The sequence below is a fragment of the Saccharopolyspora kobensis genome, from assembly GCF_900108315.1.
Taxonomy (GTDB): domain Bacteria; phylum Actinomycetota; class Actinomycetes; order Mycobacteriales; family Pseudonocardiaceae; genus Saccharopolyspora; species Saccharopolyspora kobensis.
The window spans coordinates 105,824-129,812 of sequence record NZ_FNVB01000012.1 but is presented as its reverse complement, the minus strand read 5'-3'; the positions used below and the strand labels follow the sequence as shown (position 1 = coordinate 129,812).

At 70.4% G+C, this 23,989-nt stretch carries 27 protein-coding genes; 18 read left to right on the top strand and 9 right to left on the bottom strand.

Features of this window, described 5'->3' with window-relative positions:
• Positions 1-103: 103 nt before the first annotated feature.
• The 3 genes from C4T78_RS32520 to C4T78_RS32510 all read right to left on the bottom strand — a co-directional run bounded on the left by C4T78_RS32520 (position 104) and on the right by C4T78_RS32510 (position 3,394).
• The gene (locus C4T78_RS32520) at positions 104-790 is read right to left on the bottom strand and encodes a response regulator (protein ID WP_093357971.1); all 687 of its coding nucleotides are present in this window, start codon (positions 788-790) and stop codon (positions 104-106) included.
• Entirely contained in the window at positions 787-2,379 is a 1,593-nt protein-coding gene (locus C4T78_RS32515; protein WP_374703919.1) for a sensor histidine kinase, read from the bottom strand. The genes C4T78_RS32520 and C4T78_RS32515 overlap by 4 nt, the downstream gene beginning before the upstream one ends.
• Positions 2,380-2,701: 322 nt before the next feature.
• Positions 2,702-3,394 carry an SDR family NAD(P)-dependent oxidoreductase gene (locus tag C4T78_RS32510; RefSeq protein ID WP_093357972.1) on the bottom strand — a complete coding sequence of 231 codons (693 nt, stop codon included), beginning with the start codon at positions 3,392-3,394 and terminating at the stop codon, positions 2,702-2,704.
• A 104-nt stretch (positions 3,395-3,498) separates the two neighbouring features.
• Between C4T78_RS32510 and C4T78_RS32505 the strand changes: the two genes are divergently transcribed.
• From C4T78_RS32505 to C4T78_RS32475, 7 genes are all read left to right on the top strand, one after another.
• Complete coding sequence (locus C4T78_RS32505; protein ID WP_218161742.1) at positions 3,499-3,849, top strand: winged helix-turn-helix transcriptional regulator; 351 nt, start codon at positions 3,499-3,501, stop codon at positions 3,847-3,849.
• 80 nt (positions 3,850-3,929) lie between these two features.
• On the top strand, positions 3,930-4,859 hold the full coding sequence (locus C4T78_RS32500; protein ID WP_218161743.1) for an AraC-like ligand-binding domain-containing protein: 930 nt from the start codon (positions 3,930-3,932) through the stop codon (positions 4,857-4,859).
• A 231-nt stretch (positions 4,860-5,090) separates the two neighbouring features.
• Positions 5,091-6,524, top strand: coding sequence for an aldehyde dehydrogenase family protein (locus tag C4T78_RS32495; protein ID WP_093358072.1), 1,434 nt, complete (start codon positions 5,091-5,093; stop codon positions 6,522-6,524).
• Positions 6,525-6,556: 32 nt separating this feature from the next.
• Positions 6,557-8,458: a primary-amine oxidase gene (locus C4T78_RS32490; RefSeq protein WP_093357974.1), complete on the top strand. Its 1,902-nt coding sequence runs from the start codon at positions 6,557-6,559 to the stop codon at positions 8,456-8,458.
• A 598-nt stretch (positions 8,459-9,056) separates the two neighbouring features.
• Positions 9,057-10,670, top strand: coding sequence for a DHA2 family efflux MFS transporter permease subunit (locus C4T78_RS32485; protein ID WP_093357975.1), 1,614 nt, complete (start codon positions 9,057-9,059; stop codon positions 10,668-10,670).
• Positions 10,671-10,763: 93 nt separating this feature from the next.
• On the top strand, positions 10,764-11,150 hold the full coding sequence (locus C4T78_RS32480) for a YchJ family protein (protein ID WP_093357976.1): 387 nt from the start codon (positions 10,764-10,766) through the stop codon (positions 11,148-11,150).
• Positions 11,151-11,204: 54 nt separating this feature from the next.
• Complete coding sequence (locus tag C4T78_RS32475; RefSeq protein WP_093357977.1) at positions 11,205-11,948, top strand: MerR family transcriptional regulator; 744 nt, start codon at positions 11,205-11,207, stop codon at positions 11,946-11,948.
• 5 nt (positions 11,949-11,953) lie between these two features.
• Here the strand turns inward: C4T78_RS32475 and C4T78_RS32470 are convergent, their stop codons facing one another.
• Positions 11,954-12,352: a DUF4267 domain-containing protein gene (locus tag C4T78_RS32470; RefSeq protein WP_093357978.1), complete on the bottom strand. Its 399-nt coding sequence runs from the start codon at positions 12,350-12,352 to the stop codon at positions 11,954-11,956.
• An 88-nt stretch (positions 12,353-12,440) separates the two neighbouring features.
• On the opposite strand from C4T78_RS32470, the gene C4T78_RS32465 reads away from it, so the two are divergent.
• Both C4T78_RS32465 and C4T78_RS32460 read left to right on the top strand, forming a co-directional pair.
• Positions 12,441-13,010: a TetR/AcrR family transcriptional regulator gene (locus C4T78_RS32465; RefSeq protein WP_093357979.1), complete on the top strand. Its 570-nt coding sequence runs from the start codon at positions 12,441-12,443 to the stop codon at positions 13,008-13,010.
• Positions 13,011-13,211: 201 nt separating this feature from the next.
• Positions 13,212-13,820: a phosphatase PAP2 family protein gene (locus C4T78_RS32460; RefSeq protein WP_093357980.1), complete on the top strand. Its 609-nt coding sequence runs from the start codon at positions 13,212-13,214 to the stop codon at positions 13,818-13,820.
• A 170-nt stretch (positions 13,821-13,990) separates the two neighbouring features.
• Here the strand turns inward: C4T78_RS32460 and C4T78_RS32455 are convergent, their stop codons facing one another.
• The 3 genes from C4T78_RS32455 to C4T78_RS32445 are packed head-to-tail and all read right to left on the bottom strand — an operon-like array spanning position 13,991 to position 16,213.
• Positions 13,991-15,190 (bottom strand): MAB_1171c family putative transporter, encoded by a 1,200-nt coding sequence (locus C4T78_RS32455; protein ID WP_093357981.1) that lies wholly within the window; start codon positions 15,188-15,190, stop codon positions 13,991-13,993.
• A complete protein-coding gene (locus tag C4T78_RS32450; protein WP_143186049.1) occupies positions 15,187-15,813 on the bottom strand; it encodes a M48 family metalloprotease in 627 nt (208 codons plus the stop codon). The genes C4T78_RS32455 and C4T78_RS32450 overlap by 4 nt, the downstream gene beginning before the upstream one ends.
• Entirely contained in the window at positions 15,803-16,213 is a 411-nt protein-coding gene (locus C4T78_RS32445; protein WP_093357983.1) for a helix-turn-helix domain-containing protein, read from the bottom strand. Before C4T78_RS32445 ends, C4T78_RS32450 begins: the two co-directional genes overlap by 11 nt.
• Before the next feature lie 287 nt (positions 16,214-16,500).
• On the opposite strand from C4T78_RS32445, the gene ybiA reads away from it, so the two are divergent.
• The 3 genes from ybiA to C4T78_RS32430 all read left to right on the top strand — a co-directional run bounded on the left by ybiA (position 16,501) and on the right by C4T78_RS32430 (position 19,463).
• Positions 16,501-17,076, top strand: a complete 576-nt coding sequence (gene ybiA, locus C4T78_RS32440; RefSeq protein ID WP_218161744.1) for a riboflavin biosynthesis intermediates N-glycosidase — start codon at positions 16,501-16,503, stop codon at positions 17,074-17,076.
• A gap of 45 nt (positions 17,077-17,121) precedes the next feature.
• A complete protein-coding gene (locus tag C4T78_RS32435) occupies positions 17,122-17,769 on the top strand; it encodes a hypothetical protein (RefSeq protein ID WP_093357985.1) in 648 nt (215 codons plus the stop codon).
• Positions 17,770-17,903: 134 nt separating this feature from the next.
• The gene (locus C4T78_RS32430) at positions 17,904-19,463 is read left to right on the top strand and encodes an SMI1/KNR4 family protein (protein WP_093357986.1); all 1,560 of its coding nucleotides are present in this window, start codon (positions 17,904-17,906) and stop codon (positions 19,461-19,463) included.
• A 142-nt stretch (positions 19,464-19,605) separates the two neighbouring features.
• Here the strand turns inward: C4T78_RS32430 and C4T78_RS32425 are convergent, their stop codons facing one another.
• Complete coding sequence (locus tag C4T78_RS32425; protein ID WP_093357987.1) at positions 19,606-19,899, bottom strand: hypothetical protein; 294 nt, start codon at positions 19,897-19,899, stop codon at positions 19,606-19,608.
• 57 nt (positions 19,900-19,956) lie between these two features.
• Positions 19,957-20,166: an HC3 family zinc finger protein gene (locus C4T78_RS32420; protein ID WP_218161745.1), complete on the bottom strand. Its 210-nt coding sequence runs from the start codon at positions 20,164-20,166 to the stop codon at positions 19,957-19,959.
• 123 nt (positions 20,167-20,289) lie between these two features.
• On the opposite strand from C4T78_RS32420, the gene C4T78_RS32415 reads away from it, so the two are divergent.
• The 6 genes from C4T78_RS32415 (at position 20,290) to C4T78_RS32390 (ending at position 23,982) form a co-directional block, all read left to right on the top strand.
• The gene (locus C4T78_RS32415; protein WP_093357989.1) at positions 20,290-21,141 is read left to right on the top strand and encodes a helix-turn-helix domain-containing protein; all 852 of its coding nucleotides are present in this window, start codon (positions 20,290-20,292) and stop codon (positions 21,139-21,141) included.
• Positions 21,138-21,332 carry a DUF397 domain-containing protein gene (locus C4T78_RS32410; protein WP_093357990.1) on the top strand — a complete coding sequence of 65 codons (195 nt, stop codon included), beginning with the start codon at positions 21,138-21,140 and terminating at the stop codon, positions 21,330-21,332. Before C4T78_RS32415 ends, C4T78_RS32410 begins: the two co-directional genes overlap by 4 nt.
• 6 nt (positions 21,333-21,338) lie before the next feature.
• Complete coding sequence (locus tag C4T78_RS32405) at positions 21,339-22,382, top strand: hypothetical protein (RefSeq protein ID WP_143186051.1); 1,044 nt, start codon at positions 21,339-21,341, stop codon at positions 22,380-22,382.
• Positions 22,383-22,514: 132 nt separating this feature from the next.
• The gene (locus C4T78_RS32400) at positions 22,515-22,964 is read left to right on the top strand and encodes a YbaB/EbfC family nucleoid-associated protein (RefSeq protein ID WP_093357992.1); all 450 of its coding nucleotides are present in this window, start codon (positions 22,515-22,517) and stop codon (positions 22,962-22,964) included.
• Positions 22,965-22,966: 2 nt separating this feature from the next.
• Positions 22,967-23,284 (top strand): type VII secretion target, encoded by a 318-nt coding sequence (locus C4T78_RS32395; protein ID WP_093357993.1) that lies wholly within the window; start codon positions 22,967-22,969, stop codon positions 23,282-23,284.
• Positions 23,281-23,982 carry a WXG100 family type VII secretion target gene (locus C4T78_RS32390; RefSeq protein WP_093357994.1) on the top strand — a complete coding sequence of 234 codons (702 nt, stop codon included), beginning with the start codon at positions 23,281-23,283 and terminating at the stop codon, positions 23,980-23,982. Before C4T78_RS32395 ends, C4T78_RS32390 begins: the two co-directional genes overlap by 4 nt.
• Positions 23,983-23,989 lie beyond the last annotated feature (7 nt).

Sequence of the window (23,989 nt, the reverse complement as noted above, 5' to 3'; positions counted from 1 at the left end):
GTCGTCGGTGTGTTGGTGTCCGACACGCCGGCGGTGGGTCGGGGTTGACGCGATTTCAATGGAAATCAGACGTCTGATTTCCATTGAAATCGCACTCTCGGGTTCAGCCGGACCAGCGGTAGCGGCGTTCGGGGCGGCCGGTTCCGCCGTAGCGGAGGCGGACTTCGGCGCGGCCGGTGTCGGCGAAGTGCTCCAGGTACTTGCGGGCGCTGACCCGGGAGATCTCGCTGGCCTCCGCGCACTCCGTGGCCGACAGGTCGCCGCCCGCCGCCGTCGCCTCGCGCAGGATCCGCTCGACGATGTCCGAGGTCTCGTTGGTCAGCCCCTTCGGCGGCGTCGTCCGGCGGGTGCGGTTGCCGAAGAGGCGGTCGACGTCGTGCTGCGCGGCGGGGGCGTTGGCGGGCAGTTCGCCGAGCTTGTCGTGCAGCGAGCGGAAGTTCTCCAGCTGGTCGCGCAGCGCCTCGAAGCTGAACGGCTTGATCAGGTAGTGCAGCGCGCCGCCGCGGATGGCGCCGCGCACCGCCTCCAGGTCGCGGGCCGCGGTGATCATGATGACGTCGGGGTCGGCGGTCGGGTGCGCGCGCAGCTGCCGCAGCACCGAGAGCCCGTCGATGTCGGGCAGGTAGATGTCGAGCAGCACCAGGTCGGGCCGAAGCTCGTCCACCGCGTGGATCGCGTCGGTCCCGGTGTGCGCGGCCGCGACGACCTCGAAACCGGGCACCCGCGCCACGTACCCGCTGTGGACCTTGGCGACCATGAAGTCGTCGTCCACCACCAACACCTTGATCATGCCTGCGGTCCTTCCAGCGGCAGCCGCGCGGTGAACACCGCGCCGTGTGCGTTGTGCACCTGCACCGAGCCGCCGCGACGATGACAGATCTGCCTGGTCATGGCCAGCCCCAGCCCGCGATCGCCGCCGCGCGCGGCCTTGGTGGTGAAGCCGTGCCGGAAGACCTCCTCGACGATCTCGGCGGCCACCCCGGGGCCCGAATCGCGCACCACGGCGACGACTTCGTCGGTGGCGCGCAGGTCGACCTCGATCCAGCGGTCGGCCACCGCTGAGCCCTCCAGCGCGTCCAGCGCGTTGTCGACGAGGTTGCCCAGCACCGTGACCAGGTCGGCGGAGAGCTCTTCGCCGACCTCCGGCAGGTAGCTGCCCTCGTTCAGGCGCAGCCCGACGCCGCGCTCGGCGGCCAGGCTCGCCTTGGCGATCAGCAGCGCGGCGGTCGCCGGGTCGTGGATGCGCGCGGTGACCTCCGCGTGCCACTGCTCGTGGCGGTGGCTGATGCGCAGCACGTAGCGCTGCACCTCGTCGTACTCGCCCAGTTCGATGAGCCCGGAGATGGTGTGCAGCCGGTTGCTGAACTCGTGGGCCTGGGCGCGCAGCGTGTCGGTGGTGTCGCGGTGCACGGCCAGCTCCCGCTGCAGGTCGACGAGTTCGGTGCGGTCGCGCATGGTGACCACCGCGCCGACCGAGGAGATCGGCATCCGGTTGAGCACCACGACCTTGCCGCGCCGCAGCACGATCTGGTCGACGCCGTCGGTGCGGCCGGTGAGCACGTCGCGGGCGCGGTCGTTGAGGTCCAGCGAGTCGATGTCGCGGCCGACGCAGTCCTCGGACAGCGACAGCAGCTGCCGCGCCTGGTCGTTGACCAGCGTGATCCGGTTCTGCTCGTCGACGCCCAGCACGCCCTCGCGCACGCCGTGCAGCAATGCCTCGCGGTGCTCGACCAGCCGCGTGATCTCGCGCGGCTCCAGCCCGAGCGTCTGCCGCTTGACCCGCCGCGCCAGCAGCACCGACCCGGCCACGCCGAGGACGGTGGCGAAGGCCAGCAGCGCCATCGGGTTCTCGGGCGCTTCGCGCAGGCCCTGCAGCACGTCCGGGGTGTCGCTGCCCGCGGCGACCACTCCGATGATCTGCGCGTCCTGGGAGATCACCGGCACGTGCGCCACCAGCGAGTCGACGCCGTCGGTGCTGATCTCGCCGACCCAGGACCGGCCGTGCAGCACGGTGCTCTCGCCGAGCGGCAGCGGTTTGCCGCGCTGGGCGGGATCGGGCGAGGTGAGCACGATGCCGCGGTGGTCGGCGATGATCACGGCGTCCGCTCCGGAGAGGCTGCGGGCGGACTCGGCGAAGATCGGCAGGGCGTCGCGGGAGAACGGGTTGAGCAGGCTGACCCGCACGCCGTCGGTGGCGGCCAGGTCTTCGGCCACCGAGAGCATCCGCCTGCCCTCGGTGGCCCGGAACGCGACGTCGGTCTGCGCCACGGAGAACACCGCGACCGAGGCGAGCAGCACGAAGATGATCAGCAGCTGCCAGCTCAGCAGCTGCCGGGACAGCGACGCCTGCACCCGCAGCACGATGTTCACCTCCGCCACGACCGGGTCCGGGAACGTTAACCCGTCCCGCCGCCGGAGAAGCCACCAGCTCAGCCCGGTTACACAAGTGACAGAAGTGTCGATAGCTGCAAAAGGGCGACACCGCGGGTGCGCGGGTGCAACATGGCCTGCATCACGTCCCGGCTGCCCGCGCGGTGGCCCGGCACCGGCGGATTCCGCAGGTGCCCGCGTGATTCCGCGGCGCTACGGCGCAGGCCGCGGAACCGCGCGAGTAGACGGTGCCCGCTCACCCCCGGGCATCCGCACGTGACGCGCGGCCCGGTCGCACATCCCCCGGCGACCGGGCCGCCAACGTCGGCGGTCACCGGACCGCAGCGGCGCTGCGGACGAGCTCCTCGAAGGCGGCGACGTCGCCGATGACCTCCTCCGCCCGGTCGGGCCGCTCGGCCAGCTCGGCGTAGCGCTCGCCGATCTCGTCGGCGTTGCCGGCGGTGATCCCGGTGGCGATCACGACGGCTGCCGCGTGGACGCCCTTCGGGGCCAGTTCGAGGTGCAGGGCTCGCGCCCAGTTCCGCAGCCCCGCCATCGCGAGTCCGACGTTGCCCAGGAACGGCGCCGGCACCTTCGCCGACACCCCGGTGGTCAGCAGCAGCGTTCCGCTGCCGCGGCGGAGCATCGCGGGAAGGACGTGGCCGACCGCGGCGACGCCGCCGAGCGTGCTCAGCGCGAACTGCGCGGCGGCGGTCTCCGGCGTGGTCTCGGCGGCCGAGGTGATCGGCGCGCCTTGCGGCCCCGGGCTGTACTCCAGCACGTCGATCTCGCCGAGTTCGCTGCGCAGTCCGTCGAGCGCGCCCGCCAGCGCGGAGTGGTCGGCGACGTCGGCCGGGCGGGCGGCGGCGGTGATGCCGAGCCCGTCCAGTTCGCCGACCGAGGCCGCCAGGCGCTCGGCGTCGCGGGCGATCAACCCGACCCGGTACCCGCGCTTGCCGAATGCGCGCGCCACTCCCATGCCGAGCCCCGGCCCGGCTCCCACGATCACCAGCGTTCGGTGCACCCGTTCCTCCAGTGGTTACTGTTCGTCCGGGGGCATCGTCGATCCCCGGCCGAAGTCGTTGCAAGACGGCACATTTCGGTGCGCTGCGCACAAGGAGGTAACCGTTGCAGGACGAGGACGAGGTCTGCCGGGAGGTGTTGCAGATCGTGTCGCTGGTGGGCGACAAGTGGAGCCTGCCGGTCCTCGGGCAGCTCCGCGGCGGTCGGCGCCGGTTCGGCGAGCTGCAGCGCGCGGTGCCCGGCATCTCGCAGCGGATGCTCACCGTGACGGTGCGGAAGCTGGAGCGCGACGGGCTGGTCAGCCGCCACGTGCACGCCAGCGTGCCGCCGCAGGTGGCCTACGAGCTCACCGGGATCGGCCGGTCCTTGCTGGTGGCGACCCTGGGACTCGGGGAGTGGGCCGCCGAGCACCGGGTGGCGATCGCCGCCCACCGGCACCGCTTCGACGCGAACTGACCCGTGGTGACCGGGCGGTAACCGTGGCCTTTTCCCGGCGGGCTTTGTAGCGTGCTCGGCATCGACCAATGGAGGTCTGGATGTCGGCCGTTGCCGCGGTGCAGGCGAACCACTTCGAAGCCTGGCAGCAGGTCATCTCGAACGCATTCGTGCCGTTGCAGGCGAGCGCCACGCGCCAGGGCCGGTTCCGCGCGCGGATCCGGTCGAACCACATCGGCGCGATGCACCTCTCGGAGATCTCCGCCGCGCCGCACCGGGTTTCGCGCACCTCGAAGCTGATCCGCAGCGCTGACGCCGGGCAGCTCAAGGTCAGCCTGCAGGTGCGCGGCAACGCCGTGGTCTGCCAGGACGGGCGCGAAACCGTGCTCGCGCCGGGCGATTTCGCGCTCTACGACACCGGCCGGCCGTACACGCTGAGCTTCGACGAGTCGTTCCGCTCGGTGGTGCTGATGTTCCCCCGCGAGCTGCTGCGGCTGCGCCCGAACGACCTCGCCGACCTGCGCGCACGGCGGTTCGACGGCCAGCGCGGCACCGGGCGGCTGGTGCGCTCGCTGGTGCAGGAGCTGTGCGTGCGGGAGGACGCGGCCGGATCGCGCTCCGGGCTGCTGATCTGCGATGCGGTGCTGGACGTGCTGTCCGCGGCGGTGGAGGAAGGCGTCGAACCCGCGGCGCTGCGCGGTGATCTGCTCGGCCGGTTGCGGTCGTTCGTCGAGCAGCACCTCTCCGATCCCGAGCTGGGGCCGGAGACGATTGCGGCGGAGAACCACATCTCGGTGCGCTACCTGCACAAGCTGTTCTCCGCCGACGGTGTCCCGGTCAGCGGCTGGATCCGGGCCCGCAGGCTGGAGCGCTGCCGCCGCGACCTGGCGGACCCGGAGCTGGCGGAGCTGCCGGTCAGCGCCATCGCGGGCCGCTGGGGCCTGCCGAACGCGGCTCACTTCTCCAAGCTGTTCAAGGCCACCTTCGGCGTCTCCCCGCGCGAGTACCGCTCAGCGCATCTCGGCGGCTGAAGCCCGCGACGCTGTCGCGCGGCACATCGTCGGCTCCGTTTTCGCTGTTCGGCTGCCGTGAGTGCTTTGGGGGCTTATAGCACCCGAAAGCACTCACGTGCCTCCACCTGCGGAAAATGGCGCCTTCCGGCGATCCGTGCGCGGGTGGACAACAGGAGTTCGCGCGTGGGCAAGAAGCGCGGGCCGGGCGGCAGCAGAGTGGTCGGCGTCGCCAGCAACCAGGAGGAGAACGTGCGCCGACAACTGCTCATCGGCGGCAGCTGGGTGCCCGCCGCCGACGGGGCCGAGCTGCTCACCCACGACCCGGCCACCGGCGAACTGCTGGGGCGCTGCGCCGACGCGGGCGCGGCCGACGTCGACCGCGCGGTCACCGCCGCGCGCGAGGCGTTCGCCGATCCCGGCTGGCGCGAGATGCCGCCCGCCGAGCGGGCGCGGCTGCTGTGGCGGATCGCCGATCTCATCGAGGCTTCGGCCGACGAGCTCGCCCGGCTGGAGACCCGCGACCAGGGCCAGCCGATCGGCGTGGCGCGCGGCGTCAGCGTGTCGATGGCCGCCGAGGTGTTCCGCTACTACGCGGGCTGGTGCACCAAGATCGAAGGCGCGACCTCGCCGGTGTCGGTGCCCAACGCGCTGCACTACACCCGCCGCGAGCCGGTCGGGGTGTGCGCGCTGATCACGCCGTGGAACTTCCCGCTGATGATCGCGGCCTGGAAGCTGGCTCCGGCCTTGGCCTGCGGGAACACCGTGATCCTCAAGCCCGCCGAGCAGACACCGCTGTCCACTGTGGAGCTCGCGCGGTTGTGCGCGGAGGCCGGAGCGCCCGCGGGCGCGGTGAACTGCCTGACCGGCGGCCCGGACGCAGGCCGGGCGCTGGCCGAGCACCCGGCGGTGGACAAGGTGTCGTTCACCGGCTCCACCGAGGTCGGCAAGAAGATCGTGGTGGCCGCCGCGGGCAACCTCAAGCGCGTCAGCCTCGAACTCGGCGGCAAGGCGCCCAGCATCATCGCCCGCGACGCCGACATCGACGCCGCCGTCGCCGGGAACCTGCAGGGCGCGCTGCTCAACTCCGGCCAGGTCTGCGCCGCCTACACCCGCTTCTACGTCGACAGCAAGCGCGTCGACGAGTTCGCCACCAAGATCGCCGAGGCCGCCGAGGGCCTGCGGCTGGGCGCCGGGCTCGACCCGGACACGCAGCTCGGCCCGCTGGTCTCGGCCGAACACCTCGACAACGTCGCCGGATACGTCGAAACCGGGCTGGCCGAGGGCGCGCAGCTGGTCACCGGCGGCCGACGCGGCGACGGGCCGGGCCACTTCTTCCACCCGACCGTGTTCTCCGGTGTCACCGATGGGATGACGATCGCGCGCGAGGAGATATTCGGGCCGGTGCTGTCGGTGCTGCCCTACGACGATCCGGAGGAGTTGCCCGCGCGGGCCAACGACACCGAGTACGGCCTGGCCGCGTGCGTGTGGACCAGGGACCTGGCCACCGCGCACCGCACCGCGGCGGCGATCCGGGCGGGCAACGTGTTCGTCAACATGCTCCCGCTGCTGGACCCGGCCGCACCGTGGGGCGGGTTCGGGGCCAGCGGGTGGGGTCGCGAGATGGGCGCTCACGCACTGGACGAGTTCACCGAGACCAAGGGAGTCTGGGTGGGCCTGGGTTGAGCTGTTCGCCGACGTTCGAGAGGTTGGACGCGATGACGATGCACCCGCTGGAACCGCTGAGCGAGGCGGAATTCCTGCGCAACCGCGACATCCTGCAGCAGGCGGGTCTGCTGCACGAGTCGACCCGTTTTCCGCTGGTGCAGCTGGCGGAACCGGACAAGGCGAGCGTGCTCGCGCACCGCGACGGCGATCCGGTCGACCGCCGCGCGCGTTCGGTGCTGCTCGACGTCGGCACCGGAGAGCTGACCACCGCCGTGGTGTCGCTGACCAGCGGTGAGGTGGTGGACAAGGCCGTGGTGGACCCTGCCGAGCACGGCCAGCCGCCGGTGATGCTCGACGAGTACGAGCTGGTCGAGCGCATCGTGCGCACCGACGAGACCTGGCAGCGCGCCATCCGGGAGCGCGGCTTCGACGACATCTCCAAGGTGCGGGTGTGCCCGCTGTCGGCCGGGTGGTTCGGCACCGCGGAGGAGCGCGGCCGCCGGATGCTGCGCGCGCTGGCCTTCGCCCAGGACAGCCCGGACGAGCTGCCGTGGGCGCACCCGATCGACGGGCTGGTGGCCTACGTCGACGTGATCGAGCAGCGGGTGCTGGAGGTCGTCGACGACCGGAAGTTCCCGGTGCCGCAGGAGAGCGGCGACTACTCCGCCGGCCCGCACCGGGACAGCCTGCGGCCGATCGAGATCACCCAGCCCGACGGGCCGAGCTTTCAGGTCGACGGGCACGAGGTGCGGTGGGAGAACTGGCGGTTCCGCATCGGCTTCGACCCGCGCGAGGGCCTGGTGCTGCACCAGATCTCCTTCCGCGACGGCGAGCGCGAGCGGCCGGTGATCTACCGGGCGTCGATCGCCGAGATGGTGGTCAACTACGGCGACCCGTCGCCGGTCCGGTTCTGGCAGAACTACTTCGACGCCGGCGAGTACGCGATGGGCAAGCTGGCCAACGAACTCGTGCTCGGCTGCGACTGCCTCGGCGAGATCCGCTACTTCGACGCGGTGGTGGCGCAGGAGGACGGCACGCCTCGCACGCTGCGCAACGCGGTGTGCATGCACGAGGAGGACGCCGGGGTGCTGTGGAAGCACACCGACGTGTTCACCGGGTCGGCCGAGACCCGGCGGCAGCGGCGCCTGGTGGTGTCGTTCTTCGTCTCCGTCGGCAACTACGACTACGGCTTCTACTGGTACCTCTACCTGGACGGCACCATCCAGCTGGAGACCAAGGCGACCGGCATCGTGTTCACCTCCGCCTACCCGGAGGAGGGTTCGCGCTGGGCAGGCGAGCTCGCCCCCGGCGTCGGCGGCCCGTACCACCAGCACCTGTTCAGCGCGCGCCTGGACATGATGGTGGACGGAACCCGCAACGCGGTGGACGAGATCGAGGCCCAGCGGGTGCCGATCGGCCCGGAAAACCCGCACGGCAACGCCTTCACCCGCAGCGTCGCGCGGCTGGCGCGGGAGAGCGACGCGGGCCGCGAGGCGAACCCGACCGCGGGCCGGACCTGGCACGTGGTCAACACCGAGCGCACCAACCGCCTCGGCCGGCCGGTCGGCTACGCGCTGCACCCGCAGGGATATCCGGCCCTGCTGGCCGATCCGGAGTCCTCGATCGCCAAGCGCGCCGCCTTCGCCACCAAGCACCTGTGGGTCACCCGGTACGACCCGGACGAGCGCTACCCGGCGGGCGAGTGGGTGAACCAGAGCCACGGCGGCGCGGGCATCCCGGCGTTCACGGCGGCCGACCGCGGCATCGACGGCGAGGACATCGTGCTGTGGCACACCTTCGGCCTGACCCACTTCCCGCGCAGCGAGGACTGGCCGATCATGCCGGTGGACGTCTGCGGCTTCACCCTGAAGCCGGTGGGCTTCTTCGACCGCAACCCGACCCTCGACGTCCCGCCCGGCACCGCCTCCGGCTCCCACTGCTGCGAGAGCTGAGTTGATCGTGAGTGCGCAACAGTGTGCGAACACTGTTGCGCACTCACCAGCCGATCGGCGCTCGGCCTCCGTCGCCCGAGCCGCGCAGCGGTAGGCGGCGGCATCTGAGACGTGACCCGCGAGCAGCATCGAGGCTCGTGCCCCATGCGGGAAGTGGTTGGGGGACAGCCGTTTCGAGACGTGTGCGCAGACCCCTCGGCTGAGGCGGCGCGCACGTTGCGCTAGACTGCGTCACGACATCTCACCGTGGGCTCAGCCTCGCCAAACAGCTTCCTCGGGTCCGATGACCGGAGGTTAGGTGAGAGTCACACCACGTAGCAACAAGGTGTTCTGACATGGCTGTGACAGCTGAGCGAGTTCTGTTCTCCGCGCCGCACGCGTTGTGCTTCGGTCCCGCGTGCGTGCGTCCTCCCAAGGGATCCGGAAGTCCGTTGAACCCGTGACCCGGCGCTGAGACGCCCGATCTCGTTTTCGCGGCGTCGTCGGAGAAGTCATCTTTCCCGAACCGGTCGACGGCTCCGGACCTCCGAGGCTGCTGCTCGCCCAGCGCGCTCGGCTCCAGTTGCCGACCGGTGCCCGTTTCACGGAGGTAATCGGAGTGCCGGAATCCCATTCCGCTGACAACCCGCCGACGCAGCGCCCTTGGCTGGTGCTCGGCATCTTCTGCGTCGGCTTCTTCATGGCGTTGCTGGACGGAACAGTCATCAACATCGCCGTCCCGACTCTCATCGAGGGCTTCGGCGCCTCGTACGACCAGGTGCTGTGGGTGATCGACGCCTATCTGCTGGTCTTCTCGGTGCTGCTGATCACGACCGGGCGGCTCGGGGACACCTTCGGGTACCGGCGCTTGTTCCTGGCCGGAATCGTCACCTTCACCGTCGCCTCCGCGCTGTGCGGATTCGCGGGTTCGCCGGAACAGCTCATCGCCGGGCGAGTGCTCCAGGGGCTGGGCGCGGCACTGCTCTTCCCGCAGGTGATCTCATCGATCCTCGCGATCTTCCCGCCGCAGCAGCGGGGCAAGGCCTTCGGGGTGTTCGGGGCGATCGCAGGCCTCGCGCCGATCCTCGGCCCGATCGCCGGCGGGTTCGTCCTGGCCCACTTCGGCTGGCGGTGGATCTTCTTCATCAACTTGCCCATCGGGGTGATCGCCGCGTTGCTGGCCCTGGTGTTCGCTCCCGAGTTGCGGGTCGGGCGCGCCCACGCGTTCGACGTGGTCGGTGTCGTGCTGGCAACCGCGGGGTTGACCGGCATCGTGTTCGGCCTGATCGAAGGCCCGCGCTACGGCTGGGGAACGATCGCCGGCCCGGTCGGCATCACGTCGGTCATCGTCGGAGGGGTCGCCTTCCTGGTGCTCGTCGTGCTCTGGCAGCACAACCGGCCCGGCGAGCCGTTGATGCCGCTGAAGCTGTTCACCGGCCGGAACTTCGCCGTCGGCAACTGGATCGGCTTCGTGTTCCAGCTGGGCATGATCGGCATGGCCTTCGTGCTCGTCCTCTACCTGCAGATGGCGCTGGGTTTCACGGCGTTGGAGACGGGTTTCATCATGCTTCCCAACGCCATCCTCACCGCGGTTGGTTCGGCCTTCGCCGGGAGGCTGGCCGACGAGTTCGGCGGGCGGTTCGTCCTCGCGCTGGGAATGGTCCTGCTGGCGGCCGGTCTGGTGGTCGTCGTGGCGATGACGGGGCCGAATTCGAGCGCGTGGCAGCTGTTGCCGGGGCTGCTGATCATCGGCATCGCCAGCGGAGCGACTTTCGCGCCACTGCAGCAGGTCACCATGGACGGGGTCGATCCGGCGCTCGCGGGCGCTGCCTCCGGTGTCTCCAGCACCACCCGGCAGATCGGTGGCGTGCTCGGCACCGCTGTCCTGGGTGCGGTGCTGGCGGCCGTTCTGAACGCGTCGCTGCGCAACGAGGCCACTTCGCGCGCGGCCCGGCTGCCCGAGGGCTTGCGCGAGCAGTTCGTGCAGAGCGCGATCACCTCGGGACACCGGTTCGGCCCGCCTGCCGTGCCGAATGGTCTGCCTCCGGCGGAGGCAGCCGCGTTCACCGAGGCCGGTCGGGGAACGTTCGCGGCTGCGTTCGCGAACGCCATGGACGTGGTGCTGCTGGCATCGGCCGCGGTGCTCGTCCTGGCCGCGCTGTGCTGCGTCCTGCTCAAGACCCGTGAGCCGGAGCGAATCGATCGGGATGCCGGGGCTGCGGCAGTGGAATGACCGGCTGTGGGCGCGGTGCGGTCGTTCGGCGCCGCGCCCACCTGGTCGCCACTCGGTGATGTCGGTGCGCATCGCCGGTGAGAAGCTGGTGCGGTGAGCACTGCTGAACGATGCCCCTGCGGGCTCGGTGAACCTTTCGCCGAGTGCTGCGCTCCGCTGCACTCCGGTGAGCGCCGCGCGAGCACCGCCGAGCAGTTGATGCGTTCCCGGTTCAGCGCTTTCGCGGTCGGGGACGCCTCCTACCTGCTGGCGTCCTGGCACCCATCGACGCGGCCGGACGAGGTGGAGCTCGATCCCGAGCAGCGCTGGGTGCACCTGGAGATCCTGGAGCGCACCGGTGGCGGGCCGTTCGACTCGGCGGGCACCGTGCGGTTCCGGGCGCACTACCGGCTGCCGGGGGAGAGGGGCACGTTGACCGAGAACAGCCGCTTCGCCAAGGAAGGCGGGGCCTGGTACTACGTGGACGGCGATCACGAGTGATCACCGCGCGGCGGGGCTCGGCGTCGTTCGAACTGGGTCACTAGACTTCACCAGGTGGCGGAATACCGGATCGACGATCTTGCTCGGGCAGCGGGGACGACGGTGCGCAACGTGCGCGTCTACCAGGACCGGGAACTGCTGCCGCCGCCCCGGCGGCAGGGCCGCACCGCGATCTACTCCGACGCGCACCTGGTCCGGCTGCGCCTGATCATCAACATGCTGGAGCGCGGTTACGCGTTCGCGCAGATCAAGGAGATGATCTCCGCCTGGGAGTCCGGCCGCAGCCTCGGCGACGTGCTCGGCTTGGAGGAGGTCGTCGGCGAGTCCTGGGCCGAGGAAGCGCCCCGCGCGGTCACCGCCACCGAACTGCGCCGGATGTTCGGCAAGCAGTTCAGCCCCGGCAACGTCAAGCGCGCGATGGAGCTCGGCCTGCTGGAGCGGCGCGGGCGCGGATTCGTCTCCCAGAGCCCGCAGCTGCTGGACGCCGGTGCCGAGCTGGTCAGCCTCGGCGTGCCGCTCGGCGAGGTGCTCGACCTGGCCGAACAGCTCCAGCAGGACATCGACCACGTGGCGGGGCACCTGGTGGAGATGGTCCGCAGGCACGTCCTGACCCGCCCGGTCCCGAGCGAGGAGGAGGTCCCGTACTACAGCGACGTCCTCCAGCGCCTCCGCCCGCTGGTGATGTCGGCCCTCAACGCCGCGGCGGCCCGCTCGGCGGCCCGGGTGATCCCGGAGGTCCTCGGCGACCGCCTGATCGAGATGGTCGCCGGCTCCGAAGAGCACGCCAAGCGCGCCTGACCGGCTCAGCCGCGCTCCGCGGCCCGCCCTTCGCGGAGCAGCAGCAGCGCTGCGACGACCACCACGACGCCGGTGGCCGCGTGGATCCCGAAGGCAGCTGCCGGGGATCCGCCGCTGGACAGCACGGCGATGGTGTCGCCGAAGGGGATGGCCGCCGCGGCGAGCGCGACCCAGGCCAGGGCCCGGCGCTGGCCCAGGGCGAGCAGGATGAAGATCACCGCCGCGCAGAACAGGTCGCGGACGCCCTTGACGGTGAAGTAGCCCGCGGCGTTGCCCTGCGGCCAGTCGGGGATGCCGAAGCCCGCCGCCGCTCCGGCCCCGTCGACGACGAAGCGGAGTCCGAAGGACACCACGAAGAGTCCCAGCACGACGATCAAACCGGTGTTGAACCTGCGCAGCGTCATGAACCACTCCTAGGTCTAGCGCTGACCGATGTTCTAGCAACGCTAGCGGTAGTACTGCTCGGATGTCTAGCGGTGCTAGGATCCAGCCATGTCCGTGCAGGACCGCAAGCAACGGGAACGTGCCGAGCGGCACCGGCTGATCGTCGATTCGGCGCGGGAGCTCCTCGAGGCCGAGGGCTGGGACGCGGTCACGACGCGGCGGCTGGCCGAGCGCGTGGAGTACAGCCAACCCGTGCTGTACAGCCACTTCCGCAACAAGGACGCCATCCTCGCGGCGGTGGCCGTGAACGGTTTCGCCGAGCTCGGCCGCGAACTGCGCCGGGCGCGCACGAGCCGCCGCTCGCCCGAAGCCGCCCTGCGCGCGGTGGTCGACGCCTACCTCGGGTTCGCGCGGGAGCGCCCGGCGCTCTACGAAGCGATGTTCGTCCGGCCGCTGGACATCCCCTTCGGCGCCGACGACTCGCCCGCCGAGCTCAAGAACGCGTTCGCCGAGATCATCGCCGTGCTGGAACCGCTGGCCGGCGACCGCGACCTGGAAACCTTCGCGGAGGTCGTCTGGAGCGCGGTCCACGGCCTCGCCGTCCTCTCCCGCGCCGACCGCCTCCGCGCCAGCCATCGCGAAGCGCGCCTGGACCTGCTGATCGACAGCGTGGGCTAGGCGCGGTCTGCGCGAGGAGAACCGGTTGCGGCGGAGGCCCTCGGTGGTGTTGCCGCGGCGCGTCTCCTCCGCGACAGCACGCACCGAAGTGCCGGGCGTCACGGGGGCGGAGCACCGTCCCCTCGTGCCGGTGGTGCCGGGAAGGTCGGGAATCCTGCTGTGTGACAATCGGTTTGACCGATCCGAGCGGCAGAGGACCCCATGACCGACGCAGCACCCGAGACGAAGACCTCCACGGACCGCTTGGCGCGCGTGCTCACCGAGATCTTCGCGCCGTGGGTGATCGTGGTGGTGCTGCCGCTCGCGGTCGCCTGGCGGGCCACCGAGAGCATCGGCCCGGCGCTGGGCTGGGGACTGCTGGTGTCGGTGACCAGCAGCATCCTGCCGATGGGCGTCATCGTGTGGGGCGCGCGCACCGGGCGCTGGGACAGCCACCACGTGCGCGACCGGGCGGGCCGGTTCGTGCCTTTCGTGGCGCTGATCGTGATGAGCCTGGTGGGGCTGGGGCTGCTGGTGCTGCTGAACGCGCCGTGGCTGCTGATCGCCCTGGACATCGCGATGATCGTGTCGCTGCTGGTCACCGGCGGGATCACGGTCTGGTGGAAGATCTCGATGCACTCGGCGGTGGCGGCGGGCGCGGTGGTGATCCTCGCGGTGCTCTTCCACCCGGTGTGCTGGGCCCTGCTGCTGGTGGTCGCGGCGATCTCCTGGTCACGAGTGCACGTCCGCGACCACACTGCGGCCCAGGTCACCATCGGCGCGATCGTCGGCGCGATCATCGGCGGCGGCCTCTTCACCCTGCTCGTCTGACCGCGCGCCCCGGGGCGTGGCGAGCCCGTTGCGATTGCGCGCGAAACTGAGATCAGCCCGCGCAGTGCGAGCACGTCGGAGGGGGCACACACCTGCCGGGGAAGGCGGCCGCACTTCCTTCCCACCAGCGCGCCGCGCGAGCCGATGGCTGATGACCACGCAGCAGCGCGTCACTCCGCGGGGTCGGGGAGGTCGGCGCGCGCCCGGTCGCGCACCTGCGCGACGATCGGGGAGCGCTCCGCCGCTCGGCTCACTTTGATCAGCCAGTTCGCCTCGGTTCGGGTGTCGGAGGCGACTCCGCGGTACGGCGCGCTCGTCTCGTCCGGTTCCGGTTGGTGGCGGTGGCCCGCTGCGTGCGCGTCCAGCGCCGTCACCAGGCAGGCCGCTTCCGCGGTCTGGTGGGCCGCGCGCTCATCGAGGCCCGCTTCATCGGCTGCGCGGCGGGCCCACGCGCTCACCTCGGGGTGGACGTAGGGGCGCAGGACCAGCTGGGCGTCGCGGATCTCCACGACCCGGCGGTACAGGGCGAACTGCGCGTTCGGCGCGACCATTCCGGCGGGCAGGGTGATCTGCGGGAGCTCATCGGCCAGCCGATTCCACAGTGGACCGAGCAGGCGGGACTGGCGCTTGGCGCGCCACCAGTCGAACGGCAGCGAAAACCACGGGCCCCACACGGGCATGGTCGCGCCGAGCGCCACCAGCGCCACGCACGCCGCGGCGCAGGCCCCGCCGATCGGGTCCAGGACGCCGGGCTGGTGCCCGGCCACCGAGACGGCCGCGGCGGCGATCTTGCTCGCCGCCCAGGCCGCCGAGGCCACGCAACCGGCCTGGATCGTGCGGAGCCCGGCCCGCAGCCAGCGGCGGCTGGTCTGGGAGATGTAGCTGCGCAGGAACCAGCCGAAGGCCAGCGTGGCCGAGCCGATGTAGAGCGAGAAGACCACGAGGTAGGCCGCCACGGCCGGGTGGTCGGCGAACGCGGCCAGGAAGTCCGGGTCGAAGGGGATGCCCGCGGACATCAGCAGCACCGTCATCACGGCCGCCGCGATCCCGGCCACCAGGAACTGGATGCGCATCACGCGCCGCGCATCGGCGGGCTCGTTGAGCAGGTGCGCCAGCAGCCCGTGCACGCACACCGCCGCGAGGATGGCCAGCAGGTTCGCCACCAGCCGCCCGGAGTTCGGGACCGGTTCCCAGGTCGCCACCCAGGTCAGCGAGGTGGTGGCCACCAGCGCCGCGGACAGGCCCACCGAACCGATCGCGCCGCACAGGTAGCGCACGCTCGGCGTCGGCGAACGCCGCGACTGGACCAGCTTGACCAGCGCCGCCAGCACCGCGATGAGGCCGGCGGTCTGCAGGACGACGCTGGTCATCGGCGCTTCTCGGGGCCGCGGCGGGCGCTGTCGAAGGTCGCCTGGATCTCGCGCAGCGTCCGGCCGGTCTTCGCGTCGAGCTTGCGCACCCGGCGGATCGGCGCCGGGGCGCGGCCCGCGCGGTACAGGTAGAGGCTGGCCACCAGCTCGGCTTCCTGCTCGGTGGTGGCGTCGAAGGCGGAGCGGCCGAGCACGCTCTGCACCAGCTCCCGAGGCAGGTCCGGCACCAGCGCCGCCACCAGCGGCGAGTCGGCGAGCTTGGTGTCGGAGTGCCCGCACACCAGGTGGCCGACCTCGTGCAGGATGATGTGCTCCTCGTGCAGCGGGGTGCTCGGCAGATAGCCGATCACGTCCCGGTCGGCCAGCGAGATCAGCGCGCCGCACGGGCTGTCGGACTCCACGGCGGAGACCCGGCGCAGCTCGATCGGCCGCCCGCGCAGCTCGGCCAGCTCGGCGATGAACGCTTCCAGGTCCCACGGCGAGGGCAGGGGCAGGGCGGTCGCCAGCTCCTGGCACCGGGCCGCGAGATCGCGCTGCTGGGACGGCTTCACACCGCGATCCTGGCTCATGACCAGCACCAGGCGCACGCAGCGGAACGACTCGTGATCAGGCTCATGCTTCATCGTGATCCGAGCTGGTGTTGGAGCGGCGCAGGTCCTCGACCACGCCGCGAATGCGGTCGGCTTGGGCCGGGGTCAGCCCGCGCAGGCTCACCGCCTCCACGCCTCCTTCCTTGAGGCTGCGCAGCTCCACCAGCGCGGCCAGCTGGGTGCGGATCTTCTCGCCGTGCTCGCCGTCGTCGAAGGTGTCCAGCGGGACGCCGAAGAAACCGGCCAGCGCCTTGAGGTGCTGCCAGCCGGGGTTCGGCGACTCGCCGGAGAGGATCTTGTACAGCTGCGAGAGCGAGATCCCGGTGGACGCGGCGATCGCCTTCACCTCGTACGGCCTTCCCGTCTCGGGGTTGGGGAAGGACTCCCGCAACCACGCCAGCCGCTCGGCCAGGGCGGCACCAGGGTCGTTCATCACACTCTCCGGGATTCACGGGTCTTGGACCGTTTCGGCGATTGACGGATTCTCGCATCTGAGATTACCGTCTGTCGAGATTCCACGATCGTGGAATCGGGGTGCTGGGGGTGTGCCAGACAGGGCGCGGTGCGGCGTGCGAACCGCGTCCTGCCTGGCACCCAAGCCTCCCACGGCCGCTGTGACCGCCGTCGCAGGCGTTCCGGAGGCCGTCACCCGGCGTGACAGGGGCCACGCGCCGGAAAACCAGCTGCTGTCCAATGCGGACGTTTGCGACACTGCTGGACATGAACCCGCGAAACGTCGCCGAGCTGATCGACCTGACCCGCGAGGGGCGCCGGGTCAAGTTCCTGCACTTCTGGGGCCACCAGCCGGAGCGCGACGGCCGCGCGGGCAAGGGCTGCCTGAGCCAGTGGTGGCCGGCGCCGTTCGTCGTCGACGGACGCACCTTCGCCACCGCGGAGCACTACATGATGTGGCGCAAGGCGACGCTCTTCGACGACTGGGACAGCGCGGAGCGGATCCTGGAATCCGGCCACCCGCAGCGCGCCAAGGCGCTCGGCCGCGGCGTGCGCGGCTTCGACCAGCAGTGCTGGGAGGAGGCGCGCTGCGAGATCGTCCGCACCGGCAACGCCGCGAAGTTCGCGCAGCACCCGGAGCTGGCGGAGTTCCTCCGCAGCACGGGCGAGCGAGTCCTCGTGGAGGCCAGCCCGGTGGACGCGGTCTGGGGCATCGGCCTCGCCGCCGACGACCCGCGAGCCGATTCCCCGCAGCAGTGGCGCGGCCTCAACCTGCTCGGCTTCGCGCTCGGCGAGGTCCGCGAGCAGCTGGCGGGCAGCCGAGCCCCGAACGCCGAGGACTGACCGGATGCGAGCCGCAGCGGCGCGGATCCGCAGCGCGTCGCGCTCGTGGCCCACCTGACCGAACGCTCGGGGTTCTGCACCGCCGAAGCCTTCGGTGCCATCGCCGCGAAGCTGGCGTCGTTGGCGTTCGCCGGTCTCTGCGCGTGGATCATCGCGATGATGGTGGAGGACGGCGGAGTCGGTGTCGTCATCGTCGGCCCGTTCATCGCGCTCGTCCTGGTCCTCGCGGTGTGGATCGGGCTCTTCCTCGTCAACCGTCCCGTCATCGAACGGCTGCGACCGGCGAACCGCTTCCACCGGCTTCGCCGATCCCCGGCCAGCGCCGCCCCCGCCGGGCGGCGTCGCGAGCTGGTGACCGCTGAGCCGCCGGAACGCGTGCTGCGCTTCTCCCCGCGCGGTCAGGCGGACTTGTTCTGGCGCACCGGGCTGTTCCTGCTGCTCGGATTCCTGTCGGCGTACCTGCTCGCCTACCTGGACCACCGGCGGTCGAGGCGCGCCCTGCGCGCGGATCGCACCGCCGCCTACGGGTACGCGCTCTGCGACCTGTGGGTCCATTCCGAGGAACGGGTGAGCGCGAGCCTCACAGTGCTCAGGGCGAGCGCCGAGCGGGTCACCGAGCTGGAGCGCGTCGCAGGCCGCAGCATGCCGGAAGGAACTCCCCGGTGGTTCAGCGCGTTGTTCGCGCGGCGCTGACCGCTCCACGTCGGCGGGCTCTCCTAGTGCGAAAGGACCATTCGACTGCGGTCCGGTCAGCGGCGTCGGCTGTCCGGCACCTGGACGGTGAGCCCGGTTCGGCCGTTTGTGGTGGGTACGTGGAGAATTCCCGCATGACAACGGGACTTCAGGCGGCGGCCCGGCGGCTGGCGCTGGGCGTGCGCACCGGGGGCGGGCGTACCGGGCCCGCGGTCGTGTGGTTGCGCGTGGAAGCCGGGGCCACCCGGATCACGCACCCGGTCGGCGTCGAGGTCGATCTCGATCCCGACTTCTTCGACGCGAAGTCGGCGCTCGTGGAGCTGCTCCCGGTGCCTCGCCGCGGCCGCCCGCTGATCGTGGAGCTGGTGGTGCGCGAATGCGGCCGGTTCGAGCTGGCGTTCAGCGCGGAGCTGGAGTCGGAGTCCCGCGTGGTGCTCGACGAGGACTTCCGGCTGCCCGGGCACCCGCTGCCCGGGATGGCGCTGCCCGCGGCGGCCGAGCGCACCGCAGCGCCCACCGATCCGGCGGTGCTGGCCGAGATCTCCGCCCTGTTCCACGAGTTCGTCGAGCGCTACCAGCAGATCAAGGGCCGGCCGCCCGCGCTGCGGCCCGGCTACTCCGAGCCGGAGATCGCCGCGGCCGAAGCCGAACTGGGCGCCCGGTTGCCGGAGGACCTGCGCGCGCTCTACCGGATGACCAGGGACGACGCGGCGGAGACCGGCCTGCTCGGCAAGTTCTCGCCCTACCCGCTGGACCACGTCGTCGAGTACCACCAGCCGGGCTCGCTGGGCTGGAACGACGGGCCGTTCGACGACGCCGTGGTCTTCGAGTCGGACCCGCCGCACACCATCAAGCGCCTCTCGCGCAACGACTGGTGGATCACCTTCGCCACCGACTTCGCGATGAACAACCTCGCGGTCGACCTCGACCCGGCCGAGCGCGGCAGGCCCGGCCAGGTCTTCGAGTACGGCCGCGACATCCACGGCCCGCCGGACTACTACGCGGAATCGGTGACCGAGGTGCTGGCCGGCGTAGTCGAGGCCCTGCGCGAGGGCGACTACGAGGACGACGATTCGGACTACCTGCAGACCTACGCCGGTTTCGGCGGCGCGGGCCTGGACGAGCTGGTCTACCACGACTTCGGCAACCGCGATCTCGCCGAGATCGTCGAGCGGGCCGGAGAAACCCAGCTGATCCACGTCAACGACGCGGTGGATCTGGACCTGGCGGCGCTGGCGCCGCTGCGGCACCTGCGCGAACTGCGGATCCACCGCGCGAAGCTGGTCACGCCGACTTCGAGCGGCCTGCCCGTGCTGGAATCCCTGGCGATCGAAGCCGAACGCATCGACCTCGAAGCCCTGGCGGGCCAGCCGACGCTCTGGGACCTGAAGCTCTCCGGAGCGGCCGAGCGCCTCGACATCGCAGTGCTGCGCACGCTACCGGCCCTGACCAGGCTGGATCTGTCGGCGGTCGAGCTCGCGGACATCACGCCGATCGCGGAGCTGCCGCGGCTGCGCGTGCTGATCCTCAACGCCGCCCAGTGGGCAGCTCTGCGCCGCGCGGATCTCCGCCCGCCGAACCTGGCGGCGGTGGAGCGAACGGCGACCTGCTCGCTGCGCGAAACGGCGGACTGGTGCGAATGGCTCACCGGCACCCCGATCCAGCTCGGCACCACCTCCGGCACCACGACGTGAACCCGGCGCGCTGAAAGGCGCCTCCGAGCAGCTCGCTCGAAGGCGCCTTCCAGGGTGCGGCCGGGCGGTGTCGGGGAGGGGGCGGACCCGCCCGGCCGCGCGGCTCGATGCTCGGGGGTCGGGGGCGCATCGAGCCGGGTCTTCACAGGCGTCGCAGGGATTCCAGGACGCGGTGGTGGAGTTCGAGCGGTGGGGCTTCCGGCGGAGTTGCGGGCCACTGCGGTGGTGGCTCGGGCCCATCGGGCTCGCGGAGGTGGTGCCTGCCGGTGGGTTCCGCCCGGCGGGCTTCGGCCTCGACGTGCTCGATCAGCTGCCAGACGTTCGTCGCGCCTTCACCCGCGCCCGCGTGCTGGGGGCGCCGGTGGCAGGCGTACATCACGGTCATGCCGGTGAACATCGAGAGCAGGCACGCGGTCACGGTCCACAGCGGGGACATCGGGTGGTTCCTCCTGGTCGGTCGAGCGGAAAGCGGTCACGGCAGCGGTTTTCGCGCTCAGGGGTCGACACCGGCTATCCGCCGCGCCTCCTGGTTGCACTCGGCGCAGGTGCCCCACAACCACGCCAGCTCGCTGCCGTCCGCGGAAACCTCCTGCTGGCACAGCGTTTCCACGACGGTCCCGGTCGGATAAGCGCACCCGACGGGCTTGTCGGCCAAGCTCGCATGCCGCTGCCCCGCAGCAGGCACCCAGTGAAACGGATACATCAGCGGCTCCTGTCTCGGAGGGATTTACCGCGCTTACCGGTAAAAGTTTGCCGCTGGTGAATCGATCGATCAACTACCCGATAGGGGGTTGTTTATGCAGGTCAAAGGCCTAGCATTGTTTTCATGGTCGGAAAATCCGAACACACACCCAAGGCTCGGGCTCTCGGTGCTGAACTTCGCGAGTGCCGCCGCGATGCTGGGTTGACGCAGCAAGAACTCGCTGATCAGATCGGCGTCAGCCACGTCTCGGTGTCGCGCTACGAATCGGGCACGCGTTTACCGAAGCCGGAAGACGTGGCGCAGATCCTGGCGACCCTGGGCGTGAACGGCGAACGGTACGCCGAACTCGTGGACATGGCGCGGGGCGCGGAGCATCCGAACTGGCTGGAGACGGGGAAGAGCGGACTTCGTCGTGAGCTGACGACGATCATCGAGTTCGAACGAACGGCGACCAACATCGTCGAAGTCGCAACCGCGATTGTTCCGGGCTTGCTGCAGACCGCTGACTTCGCGCGAGCGATGATGGGTGAAGTTCCAGGGCCAGATCTCGAAGCTCGCGTTGCCATGCGAGTGGGGCGGCGGGATGTTCTTTCGCGGCCAGGTGCGCCGGAGTTCACGGCCATCATCTCGGAGGTGGCGCTCTGGCAGCGGATCGGCGGTGCATCGGTCATGGCAGATCAGCTGCGGCAGTTGCTGAAGATGGGTGGGTTCCCGAACGTCACCATCCTTGTGCTGCCTGCCGTGGCTGAACGGTGGCACCCGGCGCACGCTGGCTCGTTCATCCTGTACGAGTTCCCGAAAAGTCAGCCCATCGTTCACCTGGAACACTTCGCTTCGGGTGCGTTCCTTTACAGCAAGGAAGTGTCTGCCTACCAGAGTGCTGTCGCGACGCTTCGAGAGGTTGCGATGGACTCGGAGCGGTCTGCTGAGCTCATTGCGGACGTCATCGAAGAGCTGCAAGGCTCGAACACATGACGGTGAGTCCCACGAGCTGGCGGAAGTCTTCTCGCTCCCAGCAGGTGAGCGCCTGTGTCGAGGTCGCGCCCACCGCCTATGGCGCGGCGGTGCGGGATTCGAAGGACCGCGCTGCCGGGTACTTCACGACGACCGCTGACCAGTGGCGGTCATTCGTCACCGCCGTCAAGGCGGGCCGCTTCGAGGTTTGACCGAACTTGCCGGTTGCGGCGTCGAGATCATCTACGCTGCTCCGAATGAGTGACTCGGACGATCGGGGCAGGGTGCGGCGGTTCCGCAAGTGGTTCGTCATCGCGGCGGTCGTGCTGCTGGTGGGGGCCGGCGGGTACGGGTTCTGGCAGCAGTACCCGGCCGCGATGGTGGGGCGGGCTTGTGGCGGGATGCTTTCGGTTGATCCGTTCCTCGAGCTGTCCGGGGCGAGCAGGCTCAGCTTGATCGGTTCCGACTTCGAGGTCAGGAAGCGCACGGTGGGGGTGCCTCCGGGGGTCCTGGGGCAGAATTGCGAGGTCGGCATCGCGGAAGTCGTGATCAGCAGGGCGGACGAGCAGCACTCGGGGCTCCGCTACCGCGCATACGCATCCGATGACTTCCCCGTCCCGCTGGAGGCCGGGTGGTCCGGGTTCGTCTCGGAAGCCAACAGGTTCGCGTCCGTGATGGTGGGCTGCCGCAACTGGGGGAGCGACGAGGGCGCCGGGTTCGTGGTGACGACCAGGCTCCTCTCGCCGGCGAGCGTTCCCGATCCGCGCCCCAAGCTGGTTCGCGCCGTCATCGAGACAGCGCGATCCACCGCCGAGCAGACCGGGTGCGATGCGTGGCTCGGCGAGGATGCTGACCTCGCGGTTCCGGAAGGAACGACCCGCTCCACACCCGCCGCGGAGGCGTCCGGGACGTGTGCTGGGATGTCATCGGTCGAGACGGTTCGGGAAACCGACGCGGGGACGGCGTTGATCGAGAAGTGCGAGCTGGTCGGTGGCCTGGAGCTCACCGCGATGTACGGGCATTTCGAGAAGAACTACACGAACGGCCTCGACGTCAGTGCATCGTCGGGTGCCGACACGACGTACTTCTGGACTTCGGCCACCTGCGCGAATCTGCTCGGCGGCGCGTTCTACGTCGGCGAGCGGAAGTACGGTGAAAAACCGCTGGCGGACGCGGAATTGGCCGACCTGCAGCGCTTCGCGCAGCAGTCCGCGGCCCGCTACGGCTGCAACCCGCCCGAGCCGATCGACCGGGCACGTTGATCGACTGGTGCGATCGGCGGTAGCCGTGCCGCCGATCGTGCCATTTGATCGCTTTCCCTCCCGCGCGTGCGTCGGGCTGACTACCCTGCCGCTTCGAGGCTTCGTGTCCGCACGTGATTCTGGGGGGAGCGCATGGACGGGAACATCCTCGATCCGGATGGTGCCCGCGAGCGGTTGGCCGCGTGGAAGGACCGGATCGAGAAGCTCGCCGCTGACACCAAGACGATGAGCGATCGGCTGCAGGAGGTCCGGGTCACCGCGACCGACCCGAAGGGCCTGGTCGAGCTCACCATCGATTCCACGGGCACGCTGGTGGACATCAAGCTGACCAGCAAGATGGAGCGCACCGCGCCCGACGTGGTCTCCCGGACCATCATGGAAACCCTGGCCCAGGCGAAGAACCAGCTGGCCGACCGCTCCCAGGAGATCATCGCCGACACGGTCGGCACCGAATCCGCTGCGGCCCGGGCGATCTCGGAGTCCGTCGGCAACCACCTGCGCACCGATGAGCCCGCGAAACCCGCGCCGGAACCCGATGTCGACGACGGCACCGAGCCGCAGTCGTTCATGGAGAAGTGGTGACCATGGGCGACGGCTACGTTGTCAGCGCCGAGCAGATCCGCGCGCACGCGGGCAGGATCGAGGAGATCCAGGCACGCTTCGACGCGGTGAAGTCCGCCAGCTCGCACATCCAGCAGGACGACCAGGCCTACGGGCTGCTCTGCGGCTGGATCGCCGGAGTGCTCGAAGGCAGGCACACCCGCCAGGACGAGCTGATCGACTTCGTCGCGGAGAACCTCTCGCTCGCGGCCGAATCGCTGCGCGCCACGGCTGATGACTACGAGAGCATCGACCAGGAGCACGCGGACGCGATCCAGTCCTCGGGCGGTGGGATGCCGTGAGCGACGATTCGCTGGTCGCACCGGTCGAGTCGTCCCGCAAGGCGTGGACCGGCTCCGGCCTCGCCGAAGGCGTCGAAGGCCTGGTCACCGCGATCCAGAGCGAGGACTGGGTCTCCGGCGCGCTGGCCGGCGTCGGCCTGGGCCTCGAAGTCGCGGCGAGCGTGCTCGACCCGTTCAGCGCCCTGCTGTCCAACGGCATCGGCTGGGCGATGGAGTACTTCGAGCCGCTGCGCGAGATCCTCGACGAGCTGACCGGCATGCCGGACGTGGTCAAATCCCACGCCGCGACCTGGAACAACATGGCCGAAGAACTCGGCTCCATGGCCGAAGACCTCAAGTCGAGCCTGGAGAGCGACCTGCCCGACTGGCAGGGCGCCGCGGCCGACGCCTACCAGGCGATGATGGCCAACAACGTCGAAGCCGTCGGCGGCCTGGCCGCGATCTCGGCGGCGATGGCCTCGGCCACCGAAGGCGCGGGCGGCCTGGTGGAGATGACCCGCGAGATCGTCCGCGACCTGATCGCCGACCTGGTGGCCCGAGTGATCGTGTGGGCGGTCGAGGCGATCTTCGTGGTGACGATCCCGGTGATCGCGGCCCAGATCGTGGCAGCGGTGGTCAAGTGGGTCGGCCGCATCTTCACCTACGTCACGAGCCTGATCGACAGCCTGACGAACCTGAGCAAGCTCATGAACGGATGAGGGGGAA

Coding starts and splice junctions, on each gene's coding strand:
- C4T78_RS32400 (WP_093357992.1), top strand. CDS start 22,515: ATGGACGGGAACATCCTCGATCCGGATGGTGCCCGCGAGCGGTTGGCC.
- C4T78_RS32520 (WP_093357971.1), bottom strand. CDS start 790: ATGATCAAGGTGTTGGTGGTGGACGACGACTTCATGGTCGCCAAGGTC.
- C4T78_RS32425 (WP_093357987.1), bottom strand. CDS start 19,899: ATGTCCCCGCTGTGGACCGTGACCGCGTGCCTGCTCTCGATGTTCACC.
- C4T78_RS32430 (WP_093357986.1), top strand. CDS start 17,904: ATGACAACGGGACTTCAGGCGGCGGCCCGGCGGCTGGCGCTGGGCGTG.
- C4T78_RS32490 (WP_093357974.1), top strand. CDS start 6,557: ATGACGATGCACCCGCTGGAACCGCTGAGCGAGGCGGAATTCCTGCGC.
- C4T78_RS32410 (WP_093357990.1), top strand. CDS start 21,138: ATGACGGTGAGTCCCACGAGCTGGCGGAAGTCTTCTCGCTCCCAGCAG.
- C4T78_RS32395 (WP_093357993.1), top strand. CDS start 22,967: ATGGGCGACGGCTACGTTGTCAGCGCCGAGCAGATCCGCGCGCACGCG.
- C4T78_RS32450 (WP_143186049.1), bottom strand. CDS start 15,813: ATGAAGCATGAGCCTGATCACGAGTCGTTCCGCTGCGTGCGCCTGGTG.
- C4T78_RS32415 (WP_093357989.1), top strand. CDS start 20,290: ATGGTCGGAAAATCCGAACACACACCCAAGGCTCGGGCTCTCGGTGCT.
- C4T78_RS32445 (WP_093357983.1), bottom strand. CDS start 16,213: ATGAACGACCCTGGTGCCGCCCTGGCCGAGCGGCTGGCGTGGTTGCGG.
- C4T78_RS32465 (WP_093357979.1), top strand. CDS start 12,441: ATGTCCGTGCAGGACCGCAAGCAACGGGAACGTGCCGAGCGGCACCGG.
- ybiA (WP_218161744.1), top strand. CDS start 16,501: ATGAACCCGCGAAACGTCGCCGAGCTGATCGACCTGACCCGCGAGGGG.
- C4T78_RS32470 (WP_093357978.1), bottom strand. CDS start 12,352: ATGACGCTGCGCAGGTTCAACACCGGTTTGATCGTCGTGCTGGGACTC.
- C4T78_RS32455 (WP_093357981.1), bottom strand. CDS start 15,190: ATGACCAGCGTCGTCCTGCAGACCGCCGGCCTCATCGCGGTGCTGGCG.
- C4T78_RS32460 (WP_093357980.1), top strand. CDS start 13,212: ATGACCGACGCAGCACCCGAGACGAAGACCTCCACGGACCGCTTGGCG.
- C4T78_RS32420 (WP_218161745.1), bottom strand. CDS start 20,166: ATGTATCCGTTTCACTGGGTGCCTGCTGCGGGGCAGCGGCATGCGAGC.
- C4T78_RS32500 (WP_218161743.1), top strand. CDS start 3,930: ATGTCGGCCGTTGCCGCGGTGCAGGCGAACCACTTCGAAGCCTGGCAG.